General features: G+C 69.6%; 18 protein-coding genes. 7 read left to right on the forward strand and 11 right to left on the reverse strand.

Annotation, left to right across the window (positions count from 1 at the left end; genetic code table 11):
* Positions 1 to 48: 48 nt before the first annotated feature.
* The 5 genes from carB to pyrR are packed head-to-tail and all read right to left on the reverse strand — an operon-like array spanning position 49 to position 7,177.
* The gene (carB, locus tag AW272_RS08055) at positions 49 to 3,327 is read right to left on the reverse strand and encodes a carbamoyl-phosphate synthase large subunit (protein WP_066362240.1); all 3,279 of its coding nucleotides are present in this window, start codon (positions 3,325 to 3,327) and stop codon (positions 49 to 51) included.
* On the reverse strand, positions 3,320 to 4,423 hold the full coding sequence (gene carA / locus AW272_RS08060; RefSeq protein WP_066362241.1) for a glutamine-hydrolyzing carbamoyl-phosphate synthase small subunit: 1,104 nt from the start codon (positions 4,421 to 4,423) through the stop codon (positions 3,320 to 3,322). Before carA ends, carB begins: the two co-directional genes overlap by 8 nt.
* A complete protein-coding gene (locus AW272_RS08065; RefSeq protein WP_066362242.1) occupies positions 4,420 to 5,709 on the reverse strand; it encodes a dihydroorotase in 1,290 nt (429 codons plus the stop codon). Before AW272_RS08065 ends, carA begins: the two co-directional genes overlap by 4 nt.
* On the reverse strand, positions 5,706 to 6,620 hold the full coding sequence (locus tag AW272_RS08070) for an aspartate carbamoyltransferase catalytic subunit (protein ID WP_066362243.1): 915 nt from the start codon (positions 6,618 to 6,620) through the stop codon (positions 5,706 to 5,708). Before AW272_RS08070 ends, AW272_RS08065 begins: the two co-directional genes overlap by 4 nt.
* Complete coding sequence (gene pyrR / locus AW272_RS08075) at positions 6,617 to 7,177, reverse strand: bifunctional pyr operon transcriptional regulator/uracil phosphoribosyltransferase PyrR (protein ID WP_157518430.1); 561 nt, start codon at positions 7,175 to 7,177, stop codon at positions 6,617 to 6,619. Before pyrR ends, AW272_RS08070 begins: the two co-directional genes overlap by 4 nt.
* A gap of 390 nt (positions 7,178 to 7,567) precedes the next feature.
* Here pyrR and bldD point away from each other — a divergent pair, with 390 nt between their 5' ends.
* The 4 genes from bldD (at position 7,568) to AW272_RS08095 (ending at position 10,593) form a co-directional block, all read left to right on the forward strand.
* Positions 7,568 to 8,062: a transcriptional regulator BldD gene (gene bldD, locus AW272_RS08080; protein ID WP_066362246.1), complete on the forward strand. Its 495-nt coding sequence runs from the start codon at positions 7,568 to 7,570 to the stop codon at positions 8,060 to 8,062.
* Between the two features lie 116 nt (positions 8,063 to 8,178).
* The gene (locus AW272_RS45970; RefSeq protein ID WP_066362247.1) at positions 8,179 to 8,394 is read left to right on the forward strand and encodes a DUF3040 domain-containing protein; all 216 of its coding nucleotides are present in this window, start codon (positions 8,179 to 8,181) and stop codon (positions 8,392 to 8,394) included.
* Positions 8,395 to 8,431: 37 nt separating this feature from the next.
* A complete protein-coding gene (locus tag AW272_RS08090) occupies positions 8,432 to 9,655 on the forward strand; it encodes an arginine deiminase (RefSeq protein ID WP_066362249.1) in 1,224 nt (407 codons plus the stop codon).
* A 53-nt stretch (positions 9,656 to 9,708) separates the two neighbouring features.
* Positions 9,709 to 10,593 (forward strand): universal stress protein, encoded by an 885-nt coding sequence (locus AW272_RS08095; RefSeq protein WP_066362251.1) that lies wholly within the window; start codon positions 9,709 to 9,711, stop codon positions 10,591 to 10,593.
* 35 nt (positions 10,594 to 10,628) lie between these two features.
* On the opposite strand, the gene AW272_RS08100 is transcribed toward AW272_RS08095, so the two are convergent.
* From AW272_RS08100 to AW272_RS08115, 4 genes are all read right to left on the reverse strand, one after another.
* Positions 10,629 to 11,192 carry an NADPH-dependent FMN reductase gene (locus AW272_RS08100; protein WP_066362253.1) on the reverse strand — a complete coding sequence of 188 codons (564 nt, stop codon included), beginning with the start codon at positions 11,190 to 11,192 and terminating at the stop codon, positions 10,629 to 10,631.
* Between the two features lie 137 nt (positions 11,193 to 11,329).
* The gene (locus AW272_RS08105; protein ID WP_245657269.1) at positions 11,330 to 11,677 is read right to left on the reverse strand and encodes a winged helix-turn-helix transcriptional regulator; all 348 of its coding nucleotides are present in this window, start codon (positions 11,675 to 11,677) and stop codon (positions 11,330 to 11,332) included.
* A gap of 192 nt (positions 11,678 to 11,869) precedes the next feature.
* On the reverse strand, positions 11,870 to 12,331 hold the full coding sequence (locus AW272_RS08110) for an SAV_6107 family HEPN domain-containing protein (protein ID WP_066362255.1): 462 nt from the start codon (positions 12,329 to 12,331) through the stop codon (positions 11,870 to 11,872).
* 338 nt (positions 12,332 to 12,669) lie between these two features.
* Positions 12,670 to 13,452, reverse strand: a complete 783-nt coding sequence (locus AW272_RS08115; protein ID WP_066362256.1) for a L,D-transpeptidase family protein — start codon at positions 13,450 to 13,452, stop codon at positions 12,670 to 12,672.
* A 133-nt stretch (positions 13,453 to 13,585) separates the two neighbouring features.
* Here AW272_RS08115 and AW272_RS08120 point away from each other — a divergent pair, with 133 nt between their 5' ends.
* Both AW272_RS08120 and AW272_RS08125 read left to right on the forward strand, forming a co-directional pair.
* Positions 13,586 to 14,062 carry a YbaK/EbsC family protein gene (locus AW272_RS08120; protein ID WP_066362258.1) on the forward strand — a complete coding sequence of 159 codons (477 nt, stop codon included), beginning with the start codon at positions 13,586 to 13,588 and terminating at the stop codon, positions 14,060 to 14,062.
* A gap of 18 nt (positions 14,063 to 14,080) precedes the next feature.
* Positions 14,081 to 14,635 carry a GNAT family N-acetyltransferase gene (locus tag AW272_RS08125; protein ID WP_066362259.1) on the forward strand — a complete coding sequence of 185 codons (555 nt, stop codon included), beginning with the start codon at positions 14,081 to 14,083 and terminating at the stop codon, positions 14,633 to 14,635.
* 182 nt (positions 14,636 to 14,817) lie between these two features.
* Here the strand turns inward: AW272_RS08125 and metF are convergent, their stop codons facing one another.
* Entirely contained in the window at positions 14,818 to 15,738 is a 921-nt protein-coding gene (gene metF, locus AW272_RS08130) for a methylenetetrahydrofolate reductase [NAD(P)H] (protein WP_066362262.1), read from the reverse strand.
* Between the two features lie 129 nt (positions 15,739 to 15,867).
* Here metF and AW272_RS08135 point away from each other — a divergent pair, with 129 nt between their 5' ends.
* The gene (locus AW272_RS08135) at positions 15,868 to 16,935 is read left to right on the forward strand and encodes a polyprenyl synthetase family protein (RefSeq protein WP_066362607.1); all 1,068 of its coding nucleotides are present in this window, start codon (positions 15,868 to 15,870) and stop codon (positions 16,933 to 16,935) included.
* Here AW272_RS08135 and thiE read toward each other — a convergent pair.
* Positions 16,932 to 17,591, reverse strand: a complete 660-nt coding sequence (gene thiE / locus AW272_RS08140; RefSeq protein ID WP_066362263.1) for a thiamine phosphate synthase — start codon at positions 17,589 to 17,591, stop codon at positions 16,932 to 16,934. The genes AW272_RS08135 and thiE overlap by 4 nt on opposite strands.
* Positions 17,592 to 17,605 lie beyond the last annotated feature (14 nt).

Consider the following 17,605-nt stretch of genomic DNA (forward strand, 5'->3'; position numbering starts at 1 on the left):
CCGTCCCCGTCACCTGCACCGGGCTCCCGGCCACGTCGAACTCCCTTGTCAGCCCCGCAGGCGCTGAGCGTGCTCCTGCAGCGAGCGCACGCCCACGTCGCCGCGGACGATGTGCTGGATCCCCTGCACCGCGGCGGCCAGGCCCTGGACCGTCGTGATGCAGGCGATGCCGCGCAGCACGGCGGCGGTGCGGATCTCGTAGCCGTCGAGCCGCGGCCCGGCCTGGCCGGGGCTGCCGAACGGGGTGTTCACGATGAGGTCCACCTCCCCGTCGAGGATGCGCCGCACGATCGTCGGTTCGCCGTCGGCGCCCGGTCCGTCGCTCTGCTTTCGCACGATCTTGGCATGGACGCCGTTACGGCGCAGCACCTCAGCCGTACCCTCCGTCGCCAGGATCTCGAAGCCGAGCTCGGCCAGAGCCTTGACGGGGAAGATCATCGCCCGCTTGTCCTTGTTGGCGACCGACACGAACGCCCTGCCCTTGGTGGGCAGACCGCCGTAGGCCGCCTGCTGGGACTTGGCGTAGGCCGAGCCGAAACCGGCGTCGATGCCCATGACCTCGCCGGTCGAGCGCATCTCCGGGCCGAGCACGATGTCGACGCCGAGGAACCGGTCGAAGGGCAGCACTGCTTCCTTCACCGCGATCGGGGAGTCGAGGGGCAGGGTGCCCCCGTCCCCGGTGGAAGGCAGCATGCCCTCCTCGCGCAGCTCGGCGACGGTGGTGCCCATCATCACCCGGGCCGCCGCCTTCGCCAGCGGCACCGCCGTGGCCTTGGACACGAACGGGATGGTCCGGCTGGCGCGGGGGTTGGCCTCCAGGACGTAGAGGACGTTCGCCGCCAGGGCGTACTGGACGTTCAGCAGCCCGCGCACCCCGACGCCGCGCGCGATGGCCTCGGTGGCGGTCCGGATGCGCTTGATGTCGTGGCTGCCGAGGGTGATCGGGGGCAGCGCGCAGGCCGAGTCGCCGGAGTGGATGCCGGCCTCCTCGATGTGCTCCATGACGCCGCCGAGGTAGAGCTCCTCGCCGTCGAACAGGGCGTCGACGTCGATCTCGATGGCGTCGTCGAGGAACTTGTCGATGAGCACCGGGTGGTCGGTCGCGGCCTTGCCCATGTACGTCGTCAGCGTGTCGTCGTCGTACACGATGGCCATCCCGGCGCCGCCGAGGACATACGACGGGCGGACCAGGACCGGGTAGCCGATCTCCTCGGCGATGGCGCGGGCCTCGTCCACGGAAAGGGCGGTGCCGTGGCGCGGGGCGGGCAGGCCGGCCTCCGCCAGGACCCGGCCGAAGGCGCCGCGTTCCTCGGCGAGGTGGATGCTCTCGGGAGAGGTGCCGACGACCGGGACCCCGGCGTCCTTCAGCGCCTGCGCGAGGCCCAGCGGGGTCTGGCCGCCGAGCTGCACGATGACGCCCGCGACGGGCCCGGTGGCCTGTTCGGCGTGGACGACCTCGAGCACGTCCTCCAGGGTGAGCGGCTCGAAGTAGAGCCGGTCGGAGGTGTCGTAGTCGGTCGAGACGGTCTCGGGGTTGCAGTTGACCATGACGGTCTCGAACCCGGCCCTGGCCAGCTCGAACGAGGCGTGCACGCACGCGTAGTCGAACTCGATGCCCTGCCCGATGCGGTTCGGCCCGCTGCCCAGGATGATCACCTTGGGCCGGTCGCCGGTCGGGACCTCGGTCTCCTCGTCGTAGGTGGAGTAGAGGTAGGGCGTCTTGGCGGCGAACTCGGCCGCGCAGGTGTCGACGGTGTTGTAGACCGGCCGCAGCCCGAGGGCGTGCCGCAGGTCCCGGACCCGCGACTCCTCAAGGCCGAGGATCTCGCCGATCTGGACGTCGGAGAAACCGTGTTCCTTGGCCCTGCGAAGCGTCGGCCCGTCGAACTCGTGAATGCCCGACGCCACCTCGTGGATGAGGAACAGCTGGTCGAGGAACCACGGGTCGATCTTGGTGGCGTCGTGGAGCTCTTCGAGGGTGGCTCCGGCGCGGATGGCCTGCTGGACGGTGTTCAGCCGGCCGTCATGGGGCACCCGCATCTGCTGGATCAGCGCGTCCTTCGGGAGAACGGGACCCGCCCAGGAGAACTGCGAGCCCTTCTTCTCCAGCGACCGCAGCGCCTTCTGCAGCGCCTCGGGGAAGCTCCGCCCGATGGCCATCGCCTCACCGACCGACTTCATGTGGGTCGTGAGGGTCTGGTCGGCCCCGGCGAACTTCTCGAACGCGAACCTGGGGATCTTCACGACCACGTAGTCGAGCGACGGCTCGAACGAGGCCGGGGTCTCCTTGGTGATGTCGTTGGGCACCTCGTCGAGGGTGTACCCGACGGCGAGCTTGGCGGCGATCTTCGCGATCGGGAACCCGGTCGCCTTGGAGGCGAGGGCGGACGACCGCGACACCCGGGGGTTCATCTCGATGACGATCATCCGGCCGGTCGACGGGTCGACCGCGAACTGGATGTTGCACCCGCCGGTGTCGACGCCGACCTCGCGGATGACCGCGATGGCGACGTCGCGCATGTTCTGGTATTCGCGGTCGGTCAGCGTCATCGCGGGCGCGACGGTGACCGAGTCGCCGGTGTGCACGCCCATCGGGTCGATGTTCTCGATCGAGCAGACGATGACGACGTTGTCGGCCTTGTCGCGCATCACCTCCAGCTCGTACTCCTTCCAGCCGAGGATCGACTCCTCCAGAAGGACCTCGGTGGTGGGCGAGGCGTCGAGCCCGGCCCCGGCGATGCGGCGCAGGTCGTGCTCGTCGTGGGCGAACCCGCTGCCGGCCCCGCCCATGGTGAAGGAGGGCCGGACCACGACGGGGTAACCCAGCTGCGTGGCACCGGCGAGGCACTCGTCCATGGTGTGGCAGATCACGCTGCGGGCCGACTCGGCGTTCAGGCCGTGCTCGGCGGCGACCTTGGCGACGATCTGCTTGAAGATCTGGCGGTTCTCGCCGGCCTGGATGGCGTCGAAGTCGGCGCCGATGAGCTCGACGTCGTAACGCTCCAGAACCCCGCTCTCGTGGAGGGCGACCGCGGCGTTGAGCGCGGTCTGCCCGCCCAGCGTGGGCAGGAGCGCGTCGGGGCGCTCCTTGGCGATGATCTTCTCGATGATGTCCGGAGTGATCGGCTCGACGTAGGTCGCGTCGGCGAACTCCGGGTCGGTCATGATCGTGGCCGGGTTGCTGTTGACCAGGATCACCCGGAAGCCCTCGGCGCGCAGCACGCGGCAGGCCTGGGTGCCCGAGTAGTCGAACTCGCAGGCCTGCCCGATCACGATCGGCCCGGAGCCGATCACCATGATCGACTCGATATCGGTCCGCTTAGGCACCCATGACCTCACAGAACTCGTCGAACAGGTAGGCCGCGTCGTGGGGTCCGGCGGCGGCCTCGGGGTGGTACTGCACGCTGAACACGGGCCGGTCGAGCAGCCGCAGGCCCTCGACGCAGTCGTCGTTCAGGTTGACGTGGCTGACTTCGGCCCGCCCGTAGGGGGTGTCGAAGGGCCCGTCGAGGGGGGCGTCGACGGCGAAGCCGTGGTTGTGGGCGCTGATCTCGACCTTGCCGGTCCGGCGGTCCTGGACGGGCTGGTTGACGCCGCGGTGGCCGTACCGGAGCTTGTAGGTCCCGAGCCCCAGCGCGCGGCCGAGGATCTGGTTCCCGAAGCAGATGCCGAAGAACGGCTTCCCGGCGTCCAGCACGCCCCGCAGCGTCGCGACGGCCTGGTCGGCGCTCGCGGGGTCGCCCGGCCCGTTGGAGAAGAACACGCCGTCGGGGTTCACCGCGAGGATGTCCTCGACGGTGGCCGTGGCGGGCAGCACGTGCACCTCGCAGCCGCGCTCGGCCATGCGGTGGGGGGTCATGCCCTTGATCCCGAGGTCGACGGCGGCGACGGTGAACCTCTTCGCGCCGATCGCCGGGACCACGTAGGTCTCGGCGGTCGCCACCTCGGCCGCGAGGTCGGCGCCGGTCATCTCCGGGCTGGTGCGCACCCTGTCGATCAGTTCCTGTACGGGGGCCAGCGCGTCCCCCGAGAACACGCCCGCCCGCATCGCGCCGCGCTCACGCAGGTGGCGGGTGAGGGCGCGGGTGCCCCGCATGGCGATCCCGACCACGTTCTGCTCGCGCAGGTAGTCGTCGAGGGACCGGTTCGCGCGCCAGTTGGAGTGGACGCGGGCGGGTTCGCGGACGACGTATCCGGCGACCCAGACGCGGCCCGACTCGGGGTCTTCGTCGTTGACGCCGGTGTTGCCGATGTGCGGCGCGGTCATCGCGACGATCTGACGGTGATACGACGGGTCGGTGAGGGTCTCCTGGTAACCGGTCATCCCGGTGTTGAAGACCATCTCGCCGAAGGTCTCGCCGACGGCCCCGTAGGGCACGCCTTCGAAGACACGGCCGTCCTCAAGAACAAGCAGAGCGGTCATACCAGCTTCCCATCAAGCACAGTGGGGCGGCCTCGAAGGAAGGTCGCCACGACGCGGCCGGGCAGGGTCAAACCCTCGTAGGGCGTGTTGCGGCTGCGGGACACCATCGCCGTCGGGTCGACCGGCGTGCGGACCGCCGGGTCGTACAGGGTGATGTTCGCGGGGGCGCCCACCTCAAGGGCGAGCCCCTGCCCCGACAGGCGGCCGATACGCGCGGGGCGGGTCGACATGCGGTCGGCGACGCCGGCCCAGTCGAGCAGGCCGGTCTCGACCATGGCCTCCTGGACGACGCTGAGCGCCGTCTCCAGGCCGATCATGCCCATGGCCGCCGCGCCCCATTCGGTCTCCTTGTCTTCGACCGGGTGGGGCGCGTGGTCGGTCGCGACGCAGTCGATCGTGCCGTCGGCGAGGGCCTCGCGCAGGGCGTTGACGTCGTCCTGGGTGCGCAGCGGCGGGTTGACCTTGTAGATCGGGTTGTAGGGACCGACCGGCGACTCCTCGGCGCAGGAGTCGGTCAGCAGCAGGTGGTGGGGGGTGACCTCGGCCGTCACGTTCCAGCCCTTGGACTTGGCCCACCGGATGATCTCGACGGACCCGGCCGTGGACACGTGGCAGACGTGCAGGCGCGACCCGACGTGGGCGGCGAGCAGGCAGTCACGCGCGATGATCGCCTCCTCGGCGACCGCCGGCCAGCCGGTGAGCCCGAGCCGACCGGATACCTCGCCCTCGTTGAGCTGGGCGCCCTCGGTCAGACGCGGCTCCTGGGCGTGCTGGGCCACGACACCGTCGAAGGCCTTCACGTATTCCAGCGCCCGCCGCATCAGCACGGCGTCGCTCACGCACTTGCCGTCGTCGGAGAAGACCCGTACGCGGGCCTGGGAGTCGGCCATGGCGCCGAGCTCGGCCAGGTGCTTGCCCTCCAGGCCGCTGGTCACGGCTCCGACGGGGTGCACGTCGCAGTGGCCGGCCTCCTGGCCGCGCCGCCAGACCTGCTCGACCACGCCGGCCGTGTCGGCCACGGGAGAGGTGTTGGCCATCGCGTGGACGGCGGTGAAACCGCCCCTGGCGGCGGCGCGGGTGCCGGTCTCGACGGTCTCGGCGTCTTCGCGGCCGGGCTCGCGCAGGTGGGTGTGCAGGTCGACGAGGCCCGGCAGGGCGATGAGCCCCTCGGCCTCGATGACGGTCTCGCCGCCGAGCCCGGCGCCGATCTCGGAGATCAGCCCGTTCACGATGAGGATGTCGCGCGGCTCGCCGCCCAGAATGCGGGCGTTCCTGATCACGATCACTGGTTCTCGCCTCCGATGAGCAGGTAGAGCGCGGCCATCCGCACGGTCACCCCGTTGCCGACCTGCTCGACGATGGTCGACCGGGGGGAGTCGGCCACCTCGGCGGAGATCTCCATGCCCCGGTTCATCGGCCCGGGGTGCATCACGATCGCGTCGTCGTGGAGCTTGGCGAAGCGGTCGCGGTCGAGGCCGTAGCGGCGGCTGTACTCGCGCGCGCTGGGGAAGTAGGCCGCGTTCATGCGTTCGAGCTGCACGCGCAGCATCATCACGACGTCGGCCTTGGGCAGGACGGCGTCGAGGTCGTAGGACACCTGGCACGGCCAGCGCTCCACCGAGACCGGCAGCAGCGTCGGCGGCGCGACCAGCGTCACCTCGGCGCCGAGGGTGGCGAGCAGCAGCACGTTCGACCGGGCGACCCTGCTGTGCAGGATGTCGCCCACGATCGCGACCTTGAGGCCTTCGAGGCGGCCCAGGCGCTGCCGCATCGAGAAGGCGTCGAGGAGCGCCTGGGTGGGGTGCTCGTGGGTGCCGTCGCCGGCGTTCAGCACGCTCCCCCGTACCCAGTTGGCGAGCCGGTGGGGCGCGCCGGAGGCCGGGTGGCGGATGACCACGGCGTCGGCGCCCATGGCCTGGAGGGTGAGCGCGGTGTCCTTGAGCGACTCGCCCTTGGAGACGCTCGACCCCTTGGCGGAGAAGTTGATCACGTCGGCCGACAGGCGCTTGGCGGCGGCCTCGAAGGAGATCCGGGTGCGGGTGGAGTCTTCGAAGAACAGGTTCACCACGGTACGGCCGCGCAGCGTCGGCAGCTTCTTGATGGAGCGTTCGGAGACCCGGGCCAGTTCCTCGGCGGTGTCGAGGATGAGCAGGGCCTCGTCGCGGGAGAGGTCTCCGGCGGAGATCAGGTGCTTCACCTGGCCGCTCCCTTCAGCAGTTCGACGGCGTCGCGCCCGTCGATCTCGGAGAGCAGGACCTTGACCTTCTCGCTCTTGGCGGTCGGCAGGTTCTTGCCGACGTAGTCGGCCCGGATGGGCAGCTCGCGGTGGCCGCGGTCGACCAGGGTGGCGAGCTGCACGGTCTTCGGACGGCCGATGTCGTTGAGCGCGTCGAGGGCGGCTCTGACCGTACGGCCGGAGAAGAGCACGTCGTCGACCAGGACGACGGTCTTGCCGTCGATCCCCCCGGCCGGGACGTCGGTGTGCCCGAGCGGGCGGGCCGGGCCGAGGCGGAGGTCGTCGCGGTACATCGTGATGTCGATCGAACCGACCGGAACCTTCACGCCCTCGAACTGGGCGACGCGCTCGGCGAGCCGGTGGGCGAGAGTGGCGCCACGGGTGGGGATGCCGAGAAGGACGACGTCGGAGGCGCCACGGGTCCGTTCGAGGATCTCGTGGGCGATCCGGGTGAGCGCCCGGTGGATGTCGGGCCCTTCGAGCACAGCCCTGGCGACCTGATTTTGGGCATGCGTCATCGGATAGTTCACCGCCTTTCCCGCCTCACAGGACGGGTCTTAAAAGGGTGTCTGGCCACCGAAACCCTACCAGGCCCCCTGCCTCTGCCAGCGAGGACGGGTCCCATGGCAGGTAGGAGGCCGACCGCAGCTCAGCGCCCGAAATCCGAAGGATGTTCGGTTCCCGCCGAGAGCACGGTTTCGCCATCTTTTCCCAATCGACTTGACCTTTGACTGTGACGGCTTTACCGTCACTGTCCGTAACCACAACTCTCGACCTTCCTGGGTAAATCCCGACGCAACGGTCACGGTTGGTACCTGCCCCCAGGTACCGCACCCGGTGAACCGGGCATACGGGACGTGGGCACACAATCAAGTAAGAACAGACATAGAGAGCCGGGGGCCCAAACGATGCCGTCTGACTACGCCAAGTCGCTTGGTGCGCGGCTGCGCGCGATCCGAACACAGCAGGGTTTGTCGCTGCACGGGGTGGAGGAGAAGTCCCGCGGCCGCTGGAAGGCCGTCGTGGTGGGCTCCTACGAGCGTGGCGACCGTGCGGTGACCGTGCAGAAGCTCGCCGAGCTGGCCGATTTCTACGGGGTGCCGGTGTCCGAGCTGCTTCCCGGGGGCGCCGCGCCCTCACCGTTGCTGCCCACGCCCAAGCTGGTGATCGACCTTGAGCGCCTTGGCCAGTTGCCGAAGGACAAGGCCGGCCCACTTGCCCGTTACGCGCAGACGATCCAGTCGCAGCGTGGTGACTACAACGGCAAGGTGCTGAGCATCCGCCAGGAGGACCTGCGCTCGCTCGCCGTCATATACGACAGGTCCCCGGCCGAGCTGACCGAGGAGTTCATCGCCTGGGGCGTCCTCGACGCCGAGGCACGCCGCGCCGTCGAGTCGTTCTGACCCCACGATCACCCCTTCCAGCGAGCCGGGGTGATCGTGGCAGGTCAAAGTCTGGTCATTTCGGACAAAGAACGCTAAAACTTCCTTCACGGTTTCACCACCTGGAGGAAGATCACATGAGGCTGTCCCGGGCCGAGCGGCGCGTTCTCGACGAGATCGCGGGCCACTTCCGCCGGAGCGACCCCCAGCTCGCCCAGGACCTGGCCGAGCACGGCGGCGAAGAGCGGGAAGTCCCGATCCTCCCGGCCTTCATGACCGGTCGCCCCGCCATGGCTGTGGCCGGAATCGTGCTGGTTACTGCCTTTTTGATGCCTTTCATCGCGATCAACTAGCGTTTGACCATATTCGGTGACGGGCAGGTCGCCGGACATGACGTTCACCGTCGCCTCCGAGGTCGGGCACCTCCACCACGTGCTGCTGCACGCCCCCGACCTGGCGCTGAAGCGGCTCACCCCCACGAACATGGCCGATCTGCTCTTCGACGACGTGCTGTGGGTGGCGCGGGCGGTCGAGGAGCACGAAGAGTTCCAGACGGTCCTGCGTGACCGGGGCGTCCGGGTCACCCTGCTGCACGATCTGCTCCGCGAGACCGCCGAGATCCCCGAGGCCCGCAAGCACATCCTCGACGGCGGCGTCGACGACCGGTTCATCGGCCCGATGGCGGCCGACGAGATCCGCAACGCCCTCGACTCCCTGGATCCCGCGTCCCTGGCCTCCCACCTCACCGGCGGGCTGACCAAGCGGGAGACCCTCGAGCTCGGCTGCGACCCGAAGTCACTGGTCTTCCATTCGCTCGATCCCGACGACTTCGTGCTGCCGCCGCTGCCCAACCACCTCTACACGCGCGACACGTCGTGCTGGATCTACGACGGCGTCTCGATCAACGCGATGCGCAAGCGGGCCCGGCGCCGCGAGACGGTCAACATGGAGGCGATCTACCGCTTCCACCCGATGTTCGCCGAGGAGCACTTCGGGGTCTGGTATCCCGGCACGTCCATGGCCCCCGCCACCGTCGAGGGCGGCGACGTCCTGGTCATCGGCCGGGGGGCGGTGCTGGTCGGGATGAGCGAGCGCACCCAGCCGCAGGCCGTCGAGATGCTCGCCAAGAACCTGTTCGCGGCCGGTTCGGCCTCGGTGATCGTGGCGCTGCGGCTGCCGCAGACGCGCGCGTTCATGCACCTCGACACGGTGATGACCAACGTCGACGTCGGGGTGTTCACCAAGTACGCGGGGCTGGGGATGCTGCCGTCGTACACGATCGAGCCCGGTGACACCGAGAAGGAGCTGAAGGTCACCGACCACGCGCCGGAGGACATGCACCGGGCGATCGCCCGCGCCCTCGGCCTCGACGACATCCGGGTGCTGACCCCGACCCAGGACGTGCACGCCGCCGAGCGCGAGCAGTGGGACGACGGCTGCAACGTGCTGGCCGTCGAACCCGGCGTGGTCATCGGGTACGAGCGCAACACCACCACCAACAACTTCCTGCGCGCCAACGGGGTCGAGGTCATCACGATCCGCGGCAGCGAGCTGGGCCGGGGCCGGGGCGGCCCGCGCTGCATGAGCTGCCCGCTGCACCGCGACGGGATCTGATCCGCCGTGGCCGCCCGCATGCCCCGCACCGAGCCGACCGGACCGAAGCCGGCATGAACATCCTGACCGGATACACGCCCGACCTCCGTGGCCGCGACGCCCTGGCGCTGACCGGCGTCATCTCGACGGCCCTGAGCGCGCGCGTGACCGTGGCGAACGTCCGCCCGGCGACGTGGGAGACACCCGGCCCCGGAAAGGTCGACGCCGAGTGGAAGGCCTACCTGCGGGCCCAGCAGGAGTCGGCGATGTCCGCCGCCGCCCGCGCCGCCGAGGAGTCGGGCCTGTCGGACGTCGAGGCGGCCACCACGGCCCACCACAGCAGTGGCCTGGGCCTGATCCGCCTGTCCTCCCAGGAGGACTGCGACCTGATCGTCATCGGCTCGGCCCCCCACGGCCCGCACGACCGCATCGCCGTGGGCAGCACGGCCGACCAGCTCCTGCACTGCTCCCGGTCCCCCGTGGGCATCGCGCCGAAGGGCTACTCGATCGACCCGCCGACGACCCTGACCCGCCTCACCTTCGCCTACTTCAAGTCTCCGACCTGCGAGGACGCGCTCCTGCTGGCCATCCGGGCGGCGGGCAAGCTCCAGCTCCCGCTGCGCCTGATCTCCGTGCTGCTGAAGGAACGCGGCACGGCCCGCGTGGAGGAGGACGTGCTGGAGGAGGTCCACGCACAGTACGAACGCGACCTCCGGGCCGCCGTCCGGGGACCTCGGCGGACCGCCGCCCTCCACCAGGGGGTCAGCACCGAGGTCGTGGCCGGGCCGAACGCGTCGAAGGCGCTGGCGGAGACGGCGTGGATCCCGGGGGAGCTCATGGTCTGCGGCTCCAGCTCGGCGGGGCCGCTGCGCCGGGTGTTCGTCGGCGACATGTCGCTGAAGATCCTCCGGGCGGCGCCGTGCCCGGTGGTGGTCCTCCCCCGCTCGGTGACCCACTAGCTTTCCGCCGAGCAGGGGTTCGCGTCATGCCCTCTTCAGGCGGTCTGGCGCAGCGGGGCCAGGGCGCGGCTCCAGGAGACGACCTCGTCGAGCAGGGTGGTGAGGGTCGCCACCTGGTAGTCGCTGGGCGCGATCTTGCTGAACTCCTGGAAGTCGGTGAACAGCGACAGCGCCACGTTGGTCCGCACGTCGGCCATCTTGAGCTCGCCGCCGATCAGGCGCAGGTGCTCGGCCGCCCGAGCGCCGCCGACCCCTCCGTACGACACGACGCCGAAGGCCTTGTTGTTCCACTCGGCGAACAGGTAGTCGATCGCGTTCTTGAGCACCCCCGACGTCGAGTGGTTGTACTCGGGCGTCACCATCACGAAGCCGTCGTAGGACGCGATCTTGGCGGCCCACTCCTTGGTGTGGGCGTTCTGGTACTGGCCCATGGCCGGCGACATGGGCTCGTCGAAGTGCGGGAGCGGGTAGTCGAGCAGGTCGATGATCTCGAACGTTGCGTCGGTACGCTGCGAGGCGTGTTCCAGCACCCACCGGGCGACCTGTTCGCCGTTGCGGCCGGGCCGGGTGCTGCCGAGGATGATGCCGATGCGTGTCATGAAGGGGTCCTCTCGCGGAAGAAAGCGGCGAGGCGTCAGTGGAGCGAGCCCGCCACCTGCTCAGTAACTAATGAGTACTGAGTACACGCCGGTAACCGGTAACTTCAACTGAACCCAGTAACACCGAGGGGACCGACTCACTCGACGTCGTCGAGATCACCGGCGGCCTCGTCGTAGGCCCTGCGGTGGGCGACGATCGCGTCCTGGTTCTCGGCGGCCCATCGGGCCAGCCCGAGGACGGGCGGGGTGAGGGTGTGGCCGAACGCGGTGACCTCGTATTCGACCCTGGGCGGGATCTCCGGGTAGACCGTCCGCTTGACGATCCCGTCGCGTTCGAGGTTACGCAGCGTCAAAGTGAGCATCCGGCGGGAGATGCCGGGAGTCGTCCGCAGCAGCTCGGTGAATCGCATCGACCCGGTGTCGAGCAGGCCGATCAGGATCAGGCTCCACTTGTCGCCCACCCGGTCGAGCACGGAACGGAACATCTCCGGATCGTGCTCCAGACACATCCGGCCCATCGAACGCATGACCCGATCCGCATCGGCCTGATGAGACACGTCACCACCCCCGCCGTCACCCGAAGATGACCTGGTCTCTTGTCGGTTACCGAAGATAACCCACAGGGCGGCGGGGAGCCGCGTCCGGATGCGGCGGGGAAACGCATCCGGACGCCTCGGCTACCCCGCCATGGGCAGGGTCTCCTGGGAGGTCACACCGAGGGTGGACTCGATGATGGTCACGAAGGCCGTCGCCTCGGCGATGAGCTCTTCCGCGTCGTGGGCGCTCACCAGGTGGACCAGCCCGGCCTCGGCCGCGGCGCGCTTCTTGGCGCTGACGGCGAAGTAGGCGGCCCACTGGGACAGTTCGGGCTGGACCTCGGGAAGGAGCTCCCATGCGCTGCGCAGGCGGCGGCGCCGGCCGTCGATCGGCTGGGGGCGCGCGGCGAGGATGGCCGCGGCCGAGCGGAGAGCGGCCATGTGGGCGTGGATGTAGCGGTCGGCCGGGTTGCCCGCCAGTGCCGCGGAGGCGAGGCAGGCGCGTGCGTCGGTGAGATGCGCGAGGACGGTCCGCGACACCTTGGGGCCGCTGGCGGGCCCGGTCGGGGCTGCCCCGTGTCCGTTCTGCTGCGGTCCGGTCATGGTGGTTCGGCCTCCTAAACGAGTGGCCACCGGCGGTCTCATCACCGGTCAGGGTCAACAGTCGCAGACCCCACCGACATTTCCGCCGGATCGGTCAGCCGGACGAGGAGCTTCCCCTCTCCCCGTCCGGCCCGAAGCTGTGGGGCCGCGGCACCCGTCCTTCCGCCGATGGCGGATGCCGGGACCCACGAGGTGAGAGCGAGCCGCGAGTCCCACTCTCACCTTCATCGAACATAGATTCGACCCACACCAAAGTCAAGAATGTTCGAAAGCCCGTTCGACACAGGCCCGAGGAAAAGAAAAAGGCCCCGCCGGAGCGAGGCCTTTCCGGACAACCGTCAGCGCTGGAAACTGCCGCGCACGATGACCGGCACGCCCGTGCCCAGGAGGCCGGGGAGGACCTTCGCCACGTGCATCGGCAGGCGCACGCAGCCGTGCGACGCCGGGTAGAGGGGGACCGACAGCGCGCCGTGGAAGGCGATGCCGCCGTTGAAGAAGATCGGGTTGTAGAGCTCGCCCAGGTAGGACTTGTGCCAGCCGGTACGCCGCCACGTCGTCTTGAACGTCCCCGTCGGGGTCCGCGCGTCGCCGCTGAACTTCTGGCGGGTGCCGTTCCAGGTCGCGTACTCCACGTAGGGGATGCCGCTGCCCGACGAGATGTGCGAGATGAGCTTGATCTGGCCCTTCACGTACAGGACCAGGATCTGGGTCGACAGGTTGACCTCGGCGCGGGTCGGCTTGCCGGTCGGGACGAGCACCTTCGGCAGCTTCGGGTTCTCCAGCGCCCGCCACGTCCTGGCGACGATGGTGCTGGTCGGCTTGATGCCGTTGACCTTCTGGAAGGCCCAGACCGCCGTCTGCGTGGCGCCGCCGTACTGACCGTCGACGCTTCCGGGCATGTAGCCCAGCGCCTTCAGGCGGGCCTGCAGGCTCTTGACGACGCTGCCCTTCGCGCCGAACTTCAGTGTCTTGCCCGGCGAGACCCAGTCGGGCGCGGTCCGCACCGTCTGGGCGAGCTGCTGAACGGTCACCGGTGCCGCCATGGCCGGTGGTGAGATCGCGAGTACGGCCCCCGCCGTGAGCATCGCGGCGGCGACAGCCAGATGCTGCCGAACCCCCATGGTTACCAACCCCTCCAAAAGTGCACAAAGCTCAGGTCAATGGACCATAACCCAGAGGCCGATTGGTCCATATGGGGGGCATGGTGTCGTTATCAACACGCCATGTCCCATCCGATCTGTTTAGAGTTGGCGCGTGCCAGAAAAGTTGCCGCCGAGTGCCGTCCACATCGCCGGAATCCTCCGGGCCCACGGGGCCACCGGTGAGATCGTCCTGTTCGAGGAGGCGACGCCGACCGCCGCGACGGCCGCCGCCCAGCTCGGGTGTGAGGTCGGCGCGATCGCCAACAGCCTCGTCTTCGACGCCGACGGCGCTCCCCTGCTGGTGCTCACCAGCGGCGCCCACCGCGTCGACACCGGGCTGGTGGCGTCGTTGATCGGGGTGGCGAAGGTGCGGCGGGCGACGCCCGAGTTCGTCCGAGAGCACACCGGGCACCCCATCGGCGGGGTGGCCCCGATCGGGCATCCGGCGCCGGTGCGCACCCTGGTCGACACGTGGCTCGGCAAGCACCCGGTCGTCTGGGCCGCGGCGGGGCATCCCCACACGATCTTCCCGACGACGTTCGACGAGCTCGTCGCCCTCACCGGGGGTACACCCGCCGACGTGGCCTGATCGGCTAGGGTGCGGAGGATGATCGAGATGCGCCGGGTGGGGCCTCAGAGCTTCGCCTCGGAACTGCGGACGGTCCTGGGCATCTACACGGCCGCCATGCACCCGCCGCCCGACCAGCTGTCGGGACGGCTGGCCATAATGCGCAACCACACGACATATCCGGTGTTCGCCGGCGTGCTGGCCACCACGGAGACCGGCGAGATCGCCGGGTTCGCCTACGGCTTCCACGGCGCCCACGGCCAGTGGTGGCACGACGTGGTCAAACGGTCGTTGTTCGAACGGGCCGGCCCGCTGGTGGCCGACGACTGGTTCGGCGACGCGCTGGAGCTGGCCGAGATCCACGTCCACCCCGACCACCAGGGCAAGGGCGTCGGCCGGCGGATGATCCACACGATGTGCGAGGGCCGCCCCGAACGCACCGCGGTCCTGTCGACCCACGACGCCCCCACCGCGGCCCGCCACCTCTACGCGAGCCTCGGCTTCTACGACCTGATGACCGCCTTCGCCTTCCCCGGCGGCTCGGAGCTCTACGCGATCGCGGGCGCCAGACTCCCGCTCATCCAGCCCGCCTAGTCAGCCGGACTCAAAAGCTCTTTTTTCCGTTACGGCTCCGCCTGGCCGGCCCCGCCCACCGCGCCCGCACCGGCCCCGTATCCGGCGCCGACCACCCGCTCCCGCACCCCGCCGCGACGACGGCGGTCCAACCGAGAACCGGCGCCTGGCAGGCCTCGCCAGGCGCCGGTCAGAGCCCTGTCTCAGGCCAGCGGGACCGCCGGCATCAGAGCCTGGTAGACCTCGCGCGTCGCGTTCGAGCGGTTGAAGGTGATGAAGTGGATCCCCGGCGCGCCTTCGTCCAGGAGCCGGCGGCACAGCTCGACGCCGTGTTCGATGCCCAGCTGGTAGACCGCGTCGGGGTCGTCTTTGACCTTCTCGAAGCGCGCCGCGATCTTCGCCGGGAACGGGGCGCCCGACAGCTGCTCGGAGCGGGCGATCGTGCCGAACTTGGTCACCGGCATGATGCCGGGGATGATCGGCGTGTCGCAGCCCGCCGCCGCGACCCGGTCGCGGAGCCGGAGGTAGTCGTCGGCCTCGAAGAACATCTGGGTGATCGCGTAGTCGGCGCCGGCCCGGCATTTGCGTACGAAGAAATCGACGTCGGACTCGATCGACGGCGACCTCGGGTGCTTGTACGGGAACGCCGCCACCCCCACGCAGAACTCACCCGACTGGCGGATCAGCCGGACCAGGTCCTCGGCGTAGTGGACACCCTCGGGGTGCGCGACCCACTCGCCCATCGGGTCGCCGGGCGGGTCGCCCCGGACGGCCAGGATGTTGCGCACGCCCGCGTCGGCGAAGCGGCCGATGAGGTGGCGCAGTTCGCGGGTCGAGTGGTCGACGGCGGTGAAGTGGGCGACCGGCGTCAGCGTGGTGCTGTGCGCGATGCGCTCGACGATCTCGACGGTACGGTCGCGGGTGGAACCCCCGGCGCCGTAGGTGACCGAGACGAACGTCGGCTTCAGCGACTCCAGTTCCCGGATCACCCGCCAGAGGTTCCGTTCCGCCTCGGGTGTCTTCGGCGGACCGAACTCGAACGAGAAAGACCGTTCGCCAGCCGCGAGGAGCTCCTTCACGGTGGCGACACGATCGGGAAAGCGTGAGGGGAGACCCAGAGCCATGCGGCCAAGGCTACTAGTCCCGCCGGAAAGACGGCGGGAACCGCTTTGCGAGATGATCGAATTCAACCTCGCCAGCAACAACCACCCCGGTAGATGAACGAATCGATCACCTCCAGATACCCTCAATACATGACAAATGCCACCGCGCCTTTGGAGTTCATCCGCCCCGAGGTGGACCGGGCCCTCAAGCGCTTCATCGACCGCCACCGGATGGCGTTCGACGACCCCGACCTGGCCGTGGTGCTGGGCGCGGTGCAGGACTTCCTCACGGGCGGGAAACGCCTGCGGCCCGCCTTCTGCTACTGGGGCTGGCGCGCCGCCGGAGGCGCCGACGACCCGTCGGTGATCTCCGCCGCGGCGGCCCTGGAGCTGCTCCAGGCCAGCGCGCTCGTCCACGACGACGTGATGGACTCCAGCGATATGCGGCGCGGCATGCCCTCGGCGCACCGGCGCTTCGAGAAGCTCCACGTCGACTCCGGGTGGCACGGGTCGGCGGTGCAGTTCGGCGAGGGCTCGGCGATCCTGGTCGGGAACCTGCTCCTCATCTGGTCGGGCGAGCTCTGGCGGACCTCCGGCGTGGCCTCCGAAGGCCTGGCCGCCGCGCAGCCGGTCTTCGACCACATGCTGACCGAGCTGATGAACGGCCAGTACCTCGACCTGCTGGCCCAGGCGCACGGCGAGAACTCGTTCGAGAGCGCGCGGCGGGTGGCGCTGTTCAAGAGCGGCAAATACTCGGTCGAGCATCCGTTGCGCCTCGGCATGACCCTGGCGACCCAGTCCCGCGAGGGATGGATCGACCAGGTCTGCGCCGGTTATGGGCAGAACGTCGGCATCGCCTTCCAGCTCCGCGACGACGTCCTCGGCGTCTTCGGCGACCCGGCCGAGACCGGCAAGCCCGCCGGTGACGACCTGCGCGAGGGCAAGCGCACGATGCTCATCGCGCGCACCCTGGAGCTCGCCTCACCTGCCCAGACCCAGTCTGTTCGCGCCCTCGTCGGCGACCCCAAGCTCGACGCGGAAGGCGTGGAAGCCCTCCGGGGCGTCATCGTGGACACCGGAGCCCTCGCATCGGTCGAGGAGCTCATCACGACCTACGTGACCGAGGCACTGGCGGTCCTCGACGCGGCCCCCATCGAGGCCGAGGCCCGAGAGGCCCTGAAGGCCCTGGCCATCGCGGCCACGACCCGCCGCAACTAGACCCCGAGGCGACGGCTCAGTTCCTGGGCTGCCGCCTTCGGGTCTTCCGCCTCGGTGATGGCGCGCACGACGACCACGCGCGTCGCGCCCTGGGCCAGGACCTCGTCGAAGTTGCCCAGGTCGATGCCGCCGATGGCGAACCACGGGCGCTCCGCCGGCAGGCCGGAGGCGTGCGCCAGCAGGGGAAGGCCCGGTGCGGGCCGGCCTGGCTTGGTCGGGGTCGGCCAGGTCGGGCCGCAGCAGTAGTAGTCGACACCCGGCTCGGCCGACGCGGCGGACGCCTCGTCGAACGAGTGGGTGGAGCGGCCGATCACGATCTCCTCGCCCAGCATCGCGCGCGCGATGGACACCGGCAGGTCGTCCTGACCCAGATGAAGCACGTCAGGACCGAAACCGGCGGCACGGGCCGCGTACGCGACGTCCGCCCGGTCGTTGACCGACAGGAGAGCTCCATGCCGGTCGCAGACCGCGCGGAAGACCTCGAGGAGGGCGAGCTCCTCCCGGGCCTCCAGACCCTTCTCACGGAGCTGGACGACGTCCACTCCGCCCGAGAGCGCCGCGTCGAGGAATTCGACCAGGTCGCCGCGCTCTCGGCGGCCGTCAGTGCACAGGTACAGGCGTGAGTCGGCGAGTCTGCGCCGGGAGGGATCGGTCACCCACCCAAGATGCC

The sequence above is a fragment of the Herbidospora mongoliensis genome (genome assembly GCF_001570545.1).
Classification (GTDB): Bacteria; Actinomycetota; Actinomycetes; order Streptosporangiales; family Streptosporangiaceae; genus Herbidospora; species Herbidospora mongoliensis.